The 15386-nt window shown below is 73.7% G+C and carries 11 protein-coding genes and 1 riboswitch; all 11 genes read left to right on the top strand.

The genetic code is table 11. The annotated features are described in order from the left end of the window. Positions 1 to 19: 19 nt before the first annotated feature. Positions 20 to 1183, top strand: coding sequence for a helix-turn-helix transcriptional regulator (locus tag AB1460_RS07450; RefSeq protein WP_368959859.1), 1164 nt, complete (start codon positions 20 to 22; stop codon positions 1181 to 1183). Continuing rightward, entirely contained in the window at positions 1180 to 2139 is a 960-nt protein-coding gene (locus tag AB1460_RS07445; RefSeq protein WP_368959858.1) for a helix-turn-helix transcriptional regulator, read from the top strand. The genes AB1460_RS07450 and AB1460_RS07445 overlap by 4 nt, the downstream gene beginning before the upstream one ends. 10 nt (positions 2140 to 2149) lie before the next feature. Next, on the top strand, positions 2150 to 2365 hold the full coding sequence (locus AB1460_RS07440) for a hypothetical protein (protein ID WP_368959857.1): 216 nt from the start codon (positions 2150 to 2152) through the stop codon (positions 2363 to 2365). A 232-nt stretch (positions 2366 to 2597) separates the two neighbouring features. Beyond that, a complete protein-coding gene (gene tatA / locus AB1460_RS07435) occupies positions 2598 to 2894 on the top strand; it encodes a Sec-independent protein translocase subunit TatA (RefSeq protein ID WP_368959856.1) in 297 nt (98 codons plus the stop codon). Between the two features lie 298 nt (positions 2895 to 3192). Then, on the top strand, positions 3193 to 4218 hold the full coding sequence (tatC, locus tag AB1460_RS07430; RefSeq protein WP_368959855.1) for a twin-arginine translocase subunit TatC: 1026 nt from the start codon (positions 3193 to 3195) through the stop codon (positions 4216 to 4218). A 54-nt stretch (positions 4219 to 4272) separates the two neighbouring features. After that, the gene (locus AB1460_RS07425; protein WP_368959854.1) at positions 4273 to 7338 is read left to right on the top strand and encodes a DEAD/DEAH box helicase; all 3066 of its coding nucleotides are present in this window, start codon (positions 4273 to 4275) and stop codon (positions 7336 to 7338) included. 89 nt (positions 7339 to 7427) lie between these two features. Next, positions 7428 to 7502, top strand: a riboswitch (cobalamin riboswitch). A 54-nt stretch (positions 7503 to 7556) separates the two neighbouring features. Continuing rightward, a complete protein-coding gene (locus AB1460_RS07420) occupies positions 7557 to 7793 on the top strand; it encodes a CbtB domain-containing protein (protein ID WP_368959853.1) in 237 nt (78 codons plus the stop codon). Between the two features lie 81 nt (positions 7794 to 7874). Then, complete coding sequence (locus AB1460_RS07415; protein ID WP_420497215.1) at positions 7875 to 8615, top strand: CbtA family protein; 741 nt, start codon at positions 7875 to 7877, stop codon at positions 8613 to 8615. Continuing rightward, on the top strand, positions 8612 to 9625 hold the full coding sequence (locus tag AB1460_RS07410; RefSeq protein WP_420497214.1) for a cobalamin biosynthesis protein: 1014 nt from the start codon (positions 8612 to 8614) through the stop codon (positions 9623 to 9625). The genes AB1460_RS07415 and AB1460_RS07410 overlap by 4 nt, the downstream gene beginning before the upstream one ends. Positions 9626 to 9633: 8 nt before the next feature. Further along, positions 9634 to 11253, top strand: a complete 1620-nt coding sequence (locus AB1460_RS07405; RefSeq protein WP_420497216.1) for a cobyric acid synthase — start codon at positions 9634 to 9636, stop codon at positions 11251 to 11253. Then, positions 11254 to 15279, top strand: coding sequence for a cobaltochelatase subunit CobN (gene cobN, locus AB1460_RS07400; RefSeq protein ID WP_368959851.1), 4026 nt, complete (start codon positions 11254 to 11256; stop codon positions 15277 to 15279). The last annotated feature ends 107 nt before the right edge of the window (positions 15280 to 15386 follow it).

The following is a 15386-nucleotide window of genomic DNA, read 5'->3' as shown; positions in this document are numbered from 1 at the left end:
GCGGCTAGCCTGATCCGATGTGTCCCGCCGACGGCTGGAGCGTCTGCTCAATCTGACGATGTGCCTCATGGCCACATCGCGCTTTCTCACCGTGTCCCAGATCGGGGAGATGGTGGAGGGCTACGAGCCGGGGGAGTCCGAGGACTCCCAGGAAGCCTTCCGCCGGATGTTCGAACGGGACAAGCAGTACCTGCGTGAACTCGGCATCCCGGTCGAGGTCGGGTCGGACTCCGCGTTCAGTGACGAGCAGGGCTACCGGATCCCCCGGGGCGACTACGCCCTCGGAGAGATCGCGCTCGATCCGGACGAGTTCGCGGTGCTGGCACTGGCGGCCTCGCTGTGGTCGACCGAGACCCTGGCCGCGCCGGCGGCGAGCGCGCTGCGCAAGCTCGCCGCCGCCGGTGCGCCGGTGCGTCCGGAAGCGCTCGGCGGGCCGGATCCCCTCGTGGTCTCCTCCGGTGGGGAGGGCTTCGACGGGTTCGAGCCCCGCGTCGACGCGACCGAGCCGGCCTTCGAGGCCGCGCTCGCCGCGGTGCAGGCGGGTCGTGAGGTCTGCTTCCCGTACCGGCGCCCCGGGCAGACAGAGGACACCGAACGGCACGTGCAGCCCTGGGGTGTGCTGTCGTGGCGTGGGCGCTGGTACCTGGTCGGCCATGACCTGCGGCGGGAGGCGCCGCGGGTGTTCCGGCTGTCCCGGGTGACGGGTCCGGTGCGGGAGGTCGGCCCCGCCGGGGCCTTCACCGTCCCGCCGGACGTCGACCTGCGGGCGATGATCTCCGCCACGGAGCCTGCCGAGGCCCGCGTGACGGCGGTGCTCTGGGTGCGGCGCGGCTGCGGGCACGCGCTGCGGCGGTGGGCCCGGCCGGTAACCGACCCCGGCCGGTTCGCGTCGACCGCTCCCACCACCACGGCGTCTGCCGCCACCGCGTCCGCCACCACGCCCGGCCGGTCCGGTGAGGGCGATCTGCTCGAGGTCGAGTTCTCCGATCTCGAGCGCTTCGCTCGCTGGGTCGTCGGCTATGGCCCCGACGTGACCGTGCTGGAGCCGTCCGATCTGCGCCGGGAGGTCGTCCGCAGGCTGCGGGCCACCGTCGCCGTGACTGCGCCCGGCGCGACCGTCAGGTCGGGTCCGGTGGCGCCGACGGGGCAGAGCGGCGCGCTGGCCAGGTCGGGGCCCCGATGAGCGGGTCGGCGGACCGTCTCAGCCGGCTGCTGGCGCTGGTCCCGTGGCTGCGGGCGCACCCGGGGGTGTCGCTCGGGGCTGCCGCCGCCGAGTTCGGTCTCACCGTCCGGCAGCTGCGCGCTGACCTCGACCTGCTTTTCGTCTGCGGGTTGCCGGGAGGTGCGCCCGGCGACCTGATCGACGTGAGCTACTCCGGTGACCAGGTCACCGTCGTCGATCCGCAGACGCTCGACCGCCCGCTGCGGCTGACCGCGGACGAGGCCATGGCGCTGCTCGTCGCCGCCCGCGCGCTGACCGACATCCAGGGCCTGACCGGTCGGGAGGCGCTGGACCGCGCGCTGCGCAAGGTCGAGGACGCCGTCGGCCACGAGTCGGCGCGGCACGTGCGGGTCGCCCTCGACGCTCACGACGAGGTGCTGGCCGTCCTGCAGGGGGCCATCCGGGAGCGGCGGCGGGTGCGGTTGCGCTACCTGGTGTGGGCCCGGGACGAGATGACCGAGCGGGACGTCGACCCGATGCGGGTGCTGGTCCGTGGCGGCTACTGGTACCTGGAGGGCTGGTGCCACCGGGCCGCGGCGGTGCGGCTCTTCCGCCTCGACCGGATCGACGGCCGGGACGGCGTGACGGTGCTGGACGTCGCCGCGCAGCCGCCACCGGACGCCACGCCCCGCGACACCGCTGAGGGGGTCTACCAGCCGGGGCCGGACGACATTCCCGTCCGCCTCGACCTGGACCCGCAGGCCCGCTGGGTCGTCGACTACTACCCGGTGTCGGATGTACGGGAACTGCCCGACGGAGGGGTCTCCGTACTGCTCCGGGTAGCCGACCTCGCGTGGCTGAACCGCCTGGTCCTGGGCCTGGGGCAGCTGGTGCGCAGGGTGGAGCCGGCCTCGGTGGCCGCGAGTGTCCACGATCTGGCGGCCCGCGCGCTCGCCGGTTATCCCGAGAGCTCGTAAGGTGACCGGTGTGCCCCTGCTGCTCGTTCACCTCGTCCTGATCGTCGGTTCGCTCGGTGTGCTGGTGCTGTGCGCGCTGCGGCTGTGGGGGCAGGTCCGGGCGACCAGGACGGCCGCGCTTGAGCTGAAGGACCGGGCAGCCGATCTCGCCACGAAGGCCGGGGAACTGGCCGGGCGCATCGAGTCCGCAGAGGTGGCCACCCGGCTCGCGAGCCAGGCCAGGTGACCGGTCCGGGCCGCGGTGCAGCTTCAAACCGTGCCCGGAATGTGTCCCGAGCAGCAGCGCCGCCGGCAGGGGCGGGGGCATGGAAACACTGGTGACACGGGTCATCCCCGGCCCGTTCGCGAACACGTCACCTGTGGGATACCCGGCTACTGTCTATACCCTCCTAGGCTGGCCGACGTAGCATCGAGCCGCACGGTCTCCCGAACGGACCGGTAACTGGAGGACGCCTGCCATGCCTAACCTGGGTACGACCGAGATCATCATCATCGCGTTGGTAATTCTGGTGCTCTTCGGCTCGAAGAAGCTGCCGGACGCGGCCCGTTCCTTCGGCCGGTCCCTGCGCATCTTCAAGGCCGAGACCAAGGGTCTGCGCGACGACGATGTCACCTCCAGCGCCGCTCCGGCCGCTGCGGCCCCGACGGCTCCCGCCGCCGCACCGGTCGCTCCGCTGCCGATCGAGGGCCGTCCCGCCGCCACGCCGGGTACCTCGGTCAACGGCTCTGCGCCGGTGGACGCCGAGCGCCGCTGACCGTTCCGGGGCGCTCCAGGCCATCGGCTCGGGCTGACTCGCCGCGCTGATTGCCGCGCACACCGGTGGCGGGTTCCCCACACCGGCCGCGCGCCGATCAGCGTTGGCCGAGCAGCGCTGACAGCGGTCTGGATCGACCGGCCTGGCCCGCACGGTCCACACCCGTCCGGTGCCGGTCCGCGGGTTCCGTCACGCGGCCCGGTGTGCTGTGGGTCTCCCGCGCGGGTGCCCACCTGGCTGCGGCCGTGTCCGCAGGCCGTCCGCATTCATCGTCCTCATCGAGCAGGAGCCGCACCCCGTGCCACGGTTGCCAACGCCGAGCAGGCTTGCCTCGTCGGTACACGATCGGCGTGCCCGCACGGTCGAGGACAGCAGGATGCCCCTCACCGAGCACCTGCGTGAACTGCGCAACCGGCTGGCCAAGGCACTCATCGCCTTCGCGGTCGCATCGATCGTCTGTTTCATCGTCGAGCCTGACATCTTCCAGTGGCTCATCGAGCCCTACTGCGCGCTGCCCGCGGACAAACGCGGTGACCTCGTCGGTGACGGTTCCTGCAAGCTCTACTTCTTCGGCATCCTGGACGCCTTCACGATCCGACTGAAGATCTCCATGTTGGCGGGCGCGGTGTTCTCGGCGCCGATCTGGCTCTACCAGCTCTGGTCCTTCATCACCCCGGGCCTGCACCGGCACGAGCGCCGCTGGTCGCTGAGTTTCGTCTTCGCCTCGCTGGTGCTGTTCGCCGTCGGTGGCCTCTTCTCCTACCTCACGCTCGAGACCGGCCTGAACCTGCTGCTCGGTTTCGGCGGTGACGGTCTCGTCAGCGTTCTCGACGGAAACAAGTACCTGAGCTACGTCATCGCGATGCTGCTGGTCTTCGGGCTGTCGTTCGAGATCCCGCTGCTGGTCACGATGCTGAACCTGGCCGGCCTCGTCGCGACCGCCAAGCTGCGGTCCTGGCGGCGGGCCGAGATCTTCCTCGTGTTCGTCTTCGCCGCGGTTGTCACTCCGAGCCAGGACCCGTTCACCATGCTCGCCCTCGGCCTGCCCATGATCGTGCTCTACGAGGTGGCGCTGGTCATCGGCTGGGTCAACGACCGACGGAAGGCCAGGCGGGGCGACACCTCGCCCTACGCCGACCTCGCGGACGACGAGGCCTCCCCGCTGGATCTCGACGACGCCGGTACCGACCAGGCACCGCCGGCGTCGCCACGGGTGGCGGCCGAGCCCGCGAGGGCCGGCTCGGGGGCCGCGCACGGCAGCACCGCGGCCGCCGGCACGGCCGGGTCGGCGTCATCCGACAGCGCGCACGGCGACATCACCTGACCCCGCCGGATACCCGCCCTTTGCGCCGCGCCAGGGCAGCGTAGGGTGAGGGATGTGTCGTCCGCGCCCGGCGCCGTCGAGGAGTTCGTGGCCCGGTATCCGTTCGGGCTTGATCCGTTTCAGTCCGAGGCCGTCGAGGCCCTCGCCCGCGGTGAAGGTGTGCTGGTAGCGGCCCCGACTGGTGCCGGCAAGACGATTGTCGGTGAGTTCGCGGCACATCTGGCGCTCGCGACGGGTACCCGCTGCTTCTACACGACGCCGATCAAGGCGCTGTCGAACCAGAAGTACGCCGACCTCGTCGCCCGCTACGGCGCCGCCTCGATCGGTCTGCTGACCGGCGACACCTCACGCAACGGGGATGCGCCGGTGGTGGTCATGACCACCGAGGTCCTGCGCAACATGCTGTACTCCGAGGCGGCTGACAGCAGCCGGCTCGCCGACCTCGGCTATGTCGTCATGGACGAGGTCCACTACCTCGCGGACCGCCAGCGCGGCGCCGTCTGGGAGGAGGTGATCATCCACCTCCCGAACCACGTCCGGCTGGTCTCGCTGTCCGCGACGGTCAGCAACGCCGAGGAGTTCGCCGAGTGGCTGGTCACCGTGCGCGGCCACACCCGGGTGATCGTGAGCGAGCATCGTCCGGTGCCGCTCTACCAGCACGTCCTGGCTGACCGCACCCTGCACGACCTGTTCGTCGACCGCACCTCAGGTCTCGGGCCGTCGGGGCCCGTCCTCGAACCGGACCGCGCCGGCCCACGTGGCGGTAAGGACGTGCTCCCAGGTGGGCCCGGCACCGGGACCGGGGCGAACGGCGGTCGTCGTGCGGGTGCTCGGAACGGTGCTGACGGTGCTGACGGCGGTGGCGGGGCGCCGGGGCGGGGCGGCGCCGGGGAGGCGGCCGGCGGCCGCGTGGTCAACCCCGATCTGCTGCGGCTGGCCCGGGAGGAGTCCCAGTCGGTGTACGACCGCGGGCGCGGGCCCCGGTCGTCGTCGCGGCCGGGGGCGCGGCCCGGCGGTGGCGGTGGGCGACGACGCTACGGGCCGCCGAGCCGCCCGGATGTGATCGTCCGGCTGGACCGGGCCGGGCTGCTGCCCGCGATCGTGTTCATCTTCAGCCGGGTCGGGTGTGACGCGGCGGTGACGTCCTGCGTCCAGGCGGGCCTGCGGCTGACGACGTCCGACGAGCGTCGGGAGATCAACGCGCACGTGCGGGCCCGGACGGCCGGGATCCCGCAGGCCGACCTCGAGATCCTCGGCTACTGGCAGTGGCTGGACGGGTTGGAGCGCGGTATCGCCTCGCACCACGCCGGCATGCTCCCCACCTTCAAGGAGGTGGTGGAGGAACTGTTCGTGCGTGGTCTGGTCCGGGCGGTGTTCGCCACCGAGACGCTCGCGCTGGGCATCAACATGCCCGCCCGCACCGTCGTGCTGGAACGCCTGACGAAGTTCAACGGCCAGACCCGCGCCAACATCACGCCCGGCGAGTACACCCAGCTGACCGGGCGCGCGGGCCGCCGGAGCATCGACGTCGAGGGACACGCGGTCGTGCTGTGGCAGCCGGGTCTGGACCCGCTGGCGCTGGCCGGTCTCGCCTCGACCCGTACGTATCCGCTGAGGTCGTCGTTCCGGCCGTCCTACAACATGGCGGTCAACCTGGTCGGGCGCCTCGGCGCGGACCGCGCGCGGGTCGTCCTGGAGTCGTCGTTCGCGCAGTTCCAGGCAGACAAGGCCGTGGTCGGCATCGCCCGGGCGGTCCGCCGCAACCAGACCGCCATCGACGAACTGACGGCGGCGCTCGACTGCGACCGGGGTGCTGTTCTCGAGTACGACGATCTGCGGAGGCAGATCCGGGAGCGGGAGAACAACCTGTCCCGCGCGGGGACGGTGCGCCGCCAGTCCGAGGTGGCGGAGGCGCTGGCGAAGCTGCGCAGCGGAGATGTGGTGCGGGTGCCAGCCGGCCGCCGCGGTGGCCTCGTCGTGGTCCTGGACGCCGGTGTCGACCCGGGTTCCCCGGACGGCCCGCGGCCGGTGGTGCTCACCGTTGACCGGCAGGTCCGGCGGCTGTCCATGATTGACTTTCCGGTGGCGGTGGAGCCGCTCGCCCGGGTGCGGATTCCGAAGTCGTTCAACCCCAGGTCGCCCCAGTCGCGGCGCGACCTGGCCTCGTCGCTGCGCAACACCCGGGTGCCGGACGAACCCGGCCGCCGGGAGCGGATGCGTTCCCTCGCGGCGGACGACGCGGAGCTGGCCCGGTTGCGGCGCGCGCTGCGGGCCCACCCCGTCCACGACTGCCCGCAGCGGGAGGAGCACCTGCGCTCCGCCGAGCGCATCAACCGGTTGCGCCGGGAGACCGCCGGGCTGGAACGCAAGGTCGAGGGGCGGACGAACACCGTCGCCCGCACCTTCGATCGCGTTCGCGACACCCTCGCCGAGCTGCGCTATCTCAGCGCGGACGGCGACGCTGTGACCCCGGCCGGCGCGATGCTGGCTCGGATCTACACCGAGCAGGACCTCCAGGTCGCCGAGTGCCTGCGGACAGGGGTCTGGGTGGGCCTGACTCCGCCTGAGCTGGCGGCGGCCGTCTCGACGCTGCTGTTCGAGCCGCGTGGCGACGACGTGGCGCCGCCCGCCGTCCCCGGCGGGCCGGCGCTGCGCGACGCGCTCGCCGACATGGCCGGCGTGTACACCCGCCTCGGCGAGGTGGAGGACGAGCACCGGCTCGGTTTCCTGCGCGCGCCCGACCTGGGGTTCGTGCCGGCAGCCTTCGGCTGGGCGTCCGGTCGCGGGCTGGAGCGGGTGCTCACCGAGGCCGGCTCCGACCTGACGGCCGGCGACTTCGTCCGCTGGATGCGCCAGCTCATCGATCTCCTCGACCAGATAGCCCAGATCGCGCCGGCCTTCGCGGCCGCCTCCGCCGGCGGACGAGCGCGCGGCGAGGCGGGGGGCGCGGCTGGCGGCGAGGCGGGCGGAGGACCCGACGGTGCGGGCGCCGAGGGGCCCGCGGGCCGGGGGGCCGGCGGCCTGGCCGGTGGTGCGGGGCTTGTCGAGGTCGGTCGGGTGGCGCGGGCGGCGATGGACGCCGTGCGCCGCGGGGTCGTGGCGTACTCGATGTCGGTGTGAGCGGGGTGCCGGTGTGATGGGCAGAACTCGCTGTTGACGATGAGTTGGGTCACCTCGTAGCCTGACTCCCGTTAGTCGTGATGTTGACAGGAAGCCGGTGGGATTCCGGCGCGGCCGCGCCACTGTGTCCGGGGGAACCGAGATGGTCCGCCGGTGAGCCAGACCCGTTTCGTCGCGAGTGAACCAGCTGGACGCGTGATCCCTGGGAGGTCTCTCGCATGTCTGATTCTGCTGCTCCGTCCACCGTGCCGGCACCGCTTGCCGGTGGGGCCGTCCGCCCGCTGAAGCTTCCGTTGCGCGAGATCGCCCCCTGGGCCGTGCTCATGGGCGCCCTGATGCTGCTCGGCATCTATTTCGTCGGCTCCGAAGAGGGCGCCTTCTCCATGGTGGGCGGCACCTGGATCCACGAGTTCGTGCACGACGGCCGGCACCTGCTGGGTTTCCCCTGCCACTGATCCACTGATTTTCCGGCGGATCGTTCACCGGCAGGCGGCGGAGGCCGTTCCTTCATGATGCGCAGACTTCTTGTGTTTGGCATGCTCGCGGGTCTGGTCGCGGGTCTGGTCGGCTTCGGGTTCGCCTCCGTCACCGGCGAACCACAGGTGGACGCGGCGATCGCCATCGAGGAGGCCGCGGCGGCGGCGCCGGTTCCCGGTGAGCCCGTCGAGCCGGAGGAGGTGTCCCGGGGGACGCAGAAGGGCATCGGGCTGGCGGTCGCGACAGGCCTTTACGGCGTCGCGATGGGAGGCCTGTTCGCGATCGCGTGCGCCGTCGCCTACGGCCGTGTCGGCACGTCGGGCATGCGGTCCACCTCGGCGGTGGTTGCGGCTGTCGGTTTCGTGGCGGTGGCGGTCATCCCGTTCCTGAAGTACCCGGCGAATCCGCCGGCGGTCGGGAATCCGGACACGATCGATCGGCGTACCGGCCTCTACGTGGTCCTGGTGCTCGTCACCGTCATCGCGGCCCTGCTCGCCGCGCAGGCCGGCCGCGCGCTGGCCGCCCGCGTCGGCGCGTGGAACGCGGCACTGGCGGCGACCGGGGTGTTCACCGTCCTCGTCGTGGTGGCCGCGGTCCTTCTTCCCGTCGTCAACGAGGTGCCCGACTCCTTCCCGCCGGAGCTGCTGTGGCGCTTCCGGCTGTCCTCGCTGGGCACGCAGACCCTGGTGTGGGCGGTGCTGGGGCTCGGCTTCGGGCCGCTGGCCGACCGGGTGCTCAACCCGGCGCCCGCGCGGCGCACCCCGGCGGTTGCGGCGTCACCGAGCCCGTCCGCGGGGTGAGGGCGAGCAGCCGCGCGCGGGCGTACGGGCTGCTGCTCGGAGTCGTCCTCGACATGCTGTTCGCCGACCCGGCCCGGGGCCATCCGGTCGCGGGGTTCGGGCGGGTCGCGGCCCGCCTCGAGCGGGCCGCCTACCGCGACAGCCGGCTCGCCGGCGTGGCGTACACGGCGCTCCTGGTGGGCGGTCCGGCCGTGGTCGCCGGCCGGGTGGAACGCGGGCTGGCGCGCGCACGGGCCGGTTCCCGCGGCGAGCACCGGGCGAGGTGCGGGGCCGGGCTGGCCGCGACGGCGTTGACCGCGGTGGTGACGTGGGCGGTGCTGGGGGGCGCGTCGCTGCGCCGGGAGGGCCGGGCGCTGGGCGGTGAGCTGGCCCGGTCGGACCTGGCTGCCGCGCGCCGCCGGCTGCCCTCGCTGTGCGGCCGGGACCCGTCGGTCCTCGACACCGGCGGGTTGTCCCGGGCGGGCGTCGAGTCGCTGGCGGAGAACACGTCGGACGCCGTCGTCGCCCCGCTGCTGTGGGGCGCGGTTGGCGGTCTGCCCGGCCTCGTCGCCTACCGCGCGGTGAACACCCTCGACGCGATGGTCGGCTACCGCAACGCGCGTTACCGCCGTTTCGGCTGGGCCGCGGCCCGCGCCGACGACCTGGCCAACCTGCTGCCTGCCCGGGTCTGCGCGGTGCTGACCTGCGCCTGCGCGCCGGTGGTCGGCGGCTCGCCGGCGCGGGCGTGGCGGACGCTGCGTCGCGACGGCCGCCGCCACCCCAGCCCCAACGCGGGTATGGCGGAGGCGGCGTTCGCCGGAGCGGCCGGGCTGCGGCTCGGCGGTGAGCTTCGGTACGCCCATGGTGTCGAGCACCGCCCCGAGCTGGGTTCGGGGCGCCGGCCCGGCGCCGAGGACCTGCAGGTCGCAGCACGCCTGTCGGGCGCCGTCACGGTGGCCGCGGTCGGGCTGAGCGCCGGGCTCGCCGCCGTGCTGGCGGCGGTCCGACCCGCCGCGGGCGGAGCGCGGTGACCGGCCGCATCGCGGGTACCGGCAGTGGCAGTGGCACGGGCAGGGGAACCGGCCGCGGGGCGGCCGGCGGGGCGCTGCTGGTCGCCGGGACCGCCTCGGACGCCGGCAAGAGCATCCTCACCGCCGGGCTGTGCCGGTGGCTGGCCCGCGAGGGCGTGCGGGTCGCCCCGTTCAAGGCCCAGAACATGGCGCTGAACTCGGTGGTGACCGCCGACGGCGCGGAGATCGGCCGGGCTCAGGCGATGCAGGCCGCGGCCGCCGGGGTCGCGCCCGAGGCCGCGATGAACCCCGTGCTGCTCAAACCCGGCTCCGACCGCCACAGCCAGCTGGTGGTGCTCGGACGTCCCCTCGCCGAGGTCGACGCGCTGGGCTATCGGCCGTACAAGGAGCGTCTGCTCGGCATCGTCCTGGACTGCCTCGCCGACCTGCGCGGCCGGTTCGACGCGGTGATCTGCGAGGGGGCCGGGTCACCGACGGAGATCAACCTGCGGGCGACCGACATCGCCAACATGGGCCTGGCCCGGGCGGCGGGGCTACCGGTGCTGGTCGTCGGCGACATTGACCGCGGCGGTGTGTTCGCCTCCCTGTTCGGGACACTCGCCCTGCTCGACCGGGCCGACCAGGCCCTTGTCGCCGGCTGGGTGATCAACCGTTTCCGCGGGGACGCCCGGCTGCTCGAGCCCGGGCTGCGTCAGATCGAAGGACTCACCGGACGTCCCGTCCTCGGCGTCCTGCCCTGGCTCGCGGGCCTGTGGCTCGACGTCGAGGACTCGCTGGACCTGCGTTCACATCCGGATCCCGACCTGGGCCCCGCCGATGGCTCGGCCGGGCCGGGCGGCGCGGACACCGGCCCGGACCGGCTGCGGGTCGCCGTGGTCCGCTTCCCGCGCCTGTCGAACATCACCGACCTGGACGCCCTGCGCGCCGAGCCGGGGGTGTCGGTGCGGCTCGCGACCAGCGTGGACGACATCGCCGACGCAGACCTGGTGGTGCTGCCGGGGACCCGGGCGACCGTCTCGGACCTGGCCTGGCTGCGGCGGCGCGGGCTCGCCGACGCGATCGTGGCCCGGGCCGCCGCGGGGCTGCCCGTCCTGGGGATCTGCGGCGGCTACCAGATGCTCGGGGTGCGCATCGACGACGACGTCGAGTCCCGGGCGGGGGAGGTGCCCGGCCTGAGTCTGCTGCCACTGATCACCCGCTTCGCGCCGGACAAGGTGCTCGGGCAGCGGTCGGGGGTCAGCGCGGACGGCCACCCCGTCACGGGCTACGAGATCCGGCACGGCCGACCGGTGCTCGACGAGTCGCTGCGACCCGGCGGGACGGGTTCCCGTCTCACCGCGGTGGAGCGGTTCGCCGTCGACGGCGCGCGGGTCGGCGGCGTCCACGGGACGAGCTGGCACGGACTGCTGGAGAACGACCAGTTCCGGCGGGCCTACCTGGCCGGTGTGGCGGCGGCGGCCGGCCGGTCGTTCCGCCCGGCCGAGACCTGTTTCGCCGATGTCCGGGCCCGCCGCCTTGATGCCCTGGGCGACCTGGTCGCCGACCATCTTGACCTGCGGGCGGTGCGCACACTGCTGGAGCGCGGCGCACCGGCCGGTCTTCCCTTCGTCCCCCCGGGAGCACCCTGAATGTCGACGGAGCAGCCGGTGCCGGCAGACCAGCCGAGCCCGGCCGAACAGGCGGATCCGGCCGAACACGCGGATCCGGTGATCGCTCTCATCTCGACCGCCGACACCGAACTCCTCGCCGCGCGTGCCTGCGGAGCGCCCTGGCGGGTCGCGAACCCGGCACGCCTCGAAGCCGAGGCGGTACCGGCGTTCCTCGCCGGTGCCGAGGTGGTCGTCCTGCGTCTCCTCGGCGGGGAGCGAGCCTGGCCTGACGGCCTGGCCGCCGTCGTCGCCAGTGGGCTGCCGGTCGTCGCCCTCGGCGGCGAGGCGACCCCGGACGCCGCGCTGATGGCCCGCGGGACGGTGCCGGCCGGTGTCGCCACCGAGGCGCTCGCCTACCTGGTCGAGGGCGGTGTCGCCAACCTCGCCGAGCTCTACCGCTTCCTCTCCGACACGCTGCTGCTCACCGGCCTCGGCTTCGCCGCGCCGGTCGTCCTGCCCGAGCACGGCAGGCACGGCGAGTGGGCGGTCAAGGCCGACCGGCCCACTGTCGGCGTCGTCTTCTACCGGGCGCACGCGACCTCCGGCAACACGGCCTTCGTCGACACCCTGTGTGACGCGCTCGAGGGCGCGGGTGCGAACGCGCGTCCGGTGTTCTGCTCCACGCTGCGCGGCGCGGCCGCCGGGGGGGTGCTGCGCGATCTCGCCGGGGTGGACGCCCTGGTCGTGACGGTGCTCGCCGCCGGCGGCACCCGCCCTGCGGACGCCTCCGCCGGTGGTGACGAGGAGGCGTGGGACGTCGGCGCGCTCGCCGCGCTGGACGTCCCGGTCGTGCAGGGGCTGTGCCTGACGTCCTCCCGTGCGGTCTGGGACGGCAGCGACGCCGGCCTGTCGCCGATGGACGCCGCCATGCAGGTCGCCATCCCCGAGTTCGACGGCCGGATCATCACCGTGCCGTTCTCCTTCAAGGAGGAGGGGCCGGGCGGTGTCCCGGTGTACGCGGCGGATCCGGAGCGCACCGCCCGGGTCGCCGGGATCGCCGCGCGGCTGGCCGCGCTGCGGCACACCCCGCCCGCCGAGAAGAAGATCGCCATTGTGCTCTCCTCGTATCCGACGAAGCACTCGCGGGTGGGTAACGCCGTCGGCCTGGACACGCCCGCCTCGGCGGTGCTGCTGCTCGACGCGCTGCGCGCCGCCGGCTATGACCTCGGCGACGGCTACCCGGGAGAGGAGCTGCGCCCCGCCGCCGCCGCCGAGATCACCAGGCCGGACGCCTCGGTCGGGGACACGCTGATCCACGCGCTGATCGCCGCCGGCGGCCACGACGTCGAATGGCTGACCGCCGAACAGCTCGCCGCCGCGCCCGCGCGGGTGCCCGCGTCGACCTACGAGCGCTGGTTCGCCCGCCTGCCCGAGCCGCTGCGCGCCGCGATGTCCCAGCACTGGGGCCCGCCGCCCGGCTCGCTCTACGTCGACGACGGCAGCCCGCTGGTCGGGAACGGCGCCACGAGCGGCGCCACGAGCGGCGTGGGGGTGCGGTCGGGGACGTCGGCGGCGGAGCCGGCGATCGTGCTGGCCGCGCTGCGGTTCGGCAACATCGTCGTGATGATCCAGCCGCCGCGGGGGTTCGGGGAGAACCCGGTGGCGATCTACCACGACCCCGACCTGCCGCCGTCCCATCACTACCTGGCGGCCTACCGCTGGCTGGACGAGGTCTTCGGCGCCGACGCCGTCATCCATCTCGGCAAGCACGGAACGCTGGAGTGGCTGCCCGGCAAGGGGCTCGGCCTGTCGGCCGGCTGCGCGCCGGACGCCGTCCTCGGCGACCTGCCGTTCGTCTACCCGTTCCTGGTCAACGACCCGGGGGAGGGCACCCAGGCCAAGCGCCGCGCGCACGCGGTGATCGTCGACCATCTGGTGCCGCCGATGGCACGGGCCGACTCCTACGGCGACATGGCCCGGTTGGAACAGCTCCTGGACGAGTACGCGACGCTGGCCGCCCTCGACCCGGCGAAGCTGCCGGCGGTGCGCGCCCAGATCTGGACGCTGATCCAGTCCGCCCAGCTGCACCACGACCTCGGCCAGGCCGACCGGCCCAGCGACGACGACTTCGACGACTTCCTGCTGCACGTCGACGGCTACCTGTGCGAGGTGAAGGACACCCAGATCCGCGACGGCCTGCACATCCTCGGGGTGGCGCCGGCGGGGGAGGCGCAGACGAACCTGGTCACCGCGATCCTGCGCGCGAACCAGATGTGGGCGGGCAGCGCAGGCGCCGTACCGGGCCTGCGCACGGCGCTCGGGCACACCGAGGGCGACCTCGAGGCGTCCCGGGCGCAGGTGGACGCGTTCGAGGAGACGGCCCGCTCGCTGGTCGCCGCACTGGAGTCCGCCGCGTGGTCACCGGACGCCGTCCGCGACGTCGTGGCCCGTCATGTGATCTCCCCGGCCGACGCCGGAGCCGGTGCCGGGCCCGGTGCCGGAGCCGCCGCCGGCGAGCCGGGGGGCGGCGTCGGCGAGCCGGGGGGCGGCGTCGGGGTGCCGGCCGCGGCGCGGAGCGTCGGGGTGCCGGCCGCGGCGCGGAGCGAGGTCGAGCGGGTTCTCGGGTTCGCGGCGACGGAGGTCGTCCCCCGGCTGAACCGCACCCCGGACGAGATCGGCAACACGCTGCGGGCGCTCGGCGGCCGGTTCGTGCCGCCCGGCCCGTCCGGCTCGCCGACCCGCGGCCTGGTCAACGTGCTGCCCACCGGGCGCAACTTCGCCTCCGTCGACCCGAAGGCCATCCCGTCCCGGCTCGCCTGGGAGACCGGCCGTGCGCTCGCCGACTCGCTGCTGGAGCGCTACCTCGCCGACACCGGCGGCTACCCGGCCTCCGTCGGGCTGACCGTGTGGGGGACGTCCGCCATGCGCACCCAGGGCGACGACATCGCCGAGGTGCTCTGGCTGCTCGGCTGCCGCCCGACCTGGGATGACGCGTCCCGGCGGGTGACCGGCTTCGAGATCGTGCCGGGCCCGGAGCTGGGGCGTCCGCGGGTCGACGTGGTGGTACGGATCTCCGGGTTCTTCCGCGACGCCTTCCCGCACGTCGTCGCCCTGCTCGACGACGCGGTACGGGCGGTGGCCGCGCTCGACGAGCCGGACGACGTCAACGCCCTGGCCGCGCACGTCCGTGCGGACCTGGCCGCCCTCGGTCTCCCCGGCGCCCTGCGCCCGGCGAGCCCGTCCGGATCGGCGGATCCGGCCGGTTCCTCCGGTTCGCCCGGCGCGTCGGGCCCGGTCGACCCGGCGGCGTTGCGGCGGGCGACGACGCGGATCTTCGGGTCGAAGCCCGGGGCCTACGGCGCCGGCCTGCTGCCCCTGATCGACTCGCGGCAGTGGCGCTCGGACGCCGACCTCGCCGAGGTGTACGCGGTGTGGGGCGGCTACGCCTACGGCCGCGGTCTGGACGGCGCCGAGGCCCGGGCCGACATGGAGACGGCGTTCCGCCGTATCCAGATCGCGGTCAAGAACCAGGACACCCGCGAGCACGACCTGGTCGACTCGGACGACTACTTCCAGTACCACGGCGGGATGGTGGCAGCCGTGCGGGCGCTGACCGGGACGTCTCCCGCCGCCTACGTCGGGGACAGCGCGCTGCCCGACGCGGTGCGCACCCGCACCCTGCAGGAGGAGACCCACCGGGTGTTCCGCGCCAGGGTGGTGAACCCGCGCTGGATCGCCGCGATGCGCCGGCACGGCTACAAGGGCGCCTTCGAGCTGGCCGCGACCGTCGACTACCTGTTCGGCTACGACGCCACCGCCGGGGTCGTCCAGGACTGGATGTACGAGTCGCTGGCGGCCTCCTACGTGTTCGACCCGGAGAACCGGGAGTTCCTCCGGACGTCCAACCCGTGGGCTCTGCGTGGCATGACCGAGCGTCTGCTGGAGGCCGCCGAGCGCGGCCTGTGGGAGGCGCCCGAGGAGAGCACGCTGGCCGGTCTGCAGGCCACCTACCTGGAACTGGAAGGTGACCTTGAGGCCGCGGGCGAGGAGGGCGCCGCGGAGTAGGAGGCGCCAGCGCCGGTCGGGATTCTCCCGGCGCGCGGGCCCCGCCGCGGCGATGAGCTTCTGTCGGTGGGTAGGTCCAAGGTGTCGACACCACGCGAACGGCGGCG

This window comes from Parafrankia sp. FMc2, from assembly GCF_041008525.1.
GTDB lineage: Bacteria > Actinomycetota > Actinomycetes > Frankiales > Frankiaceae > Parafrankia.
The sequence above is the reverse complement of the archived record's forward strand: the minus strand, read 5'-3'. Positions and strand labels throughout refer to the sequence as shown.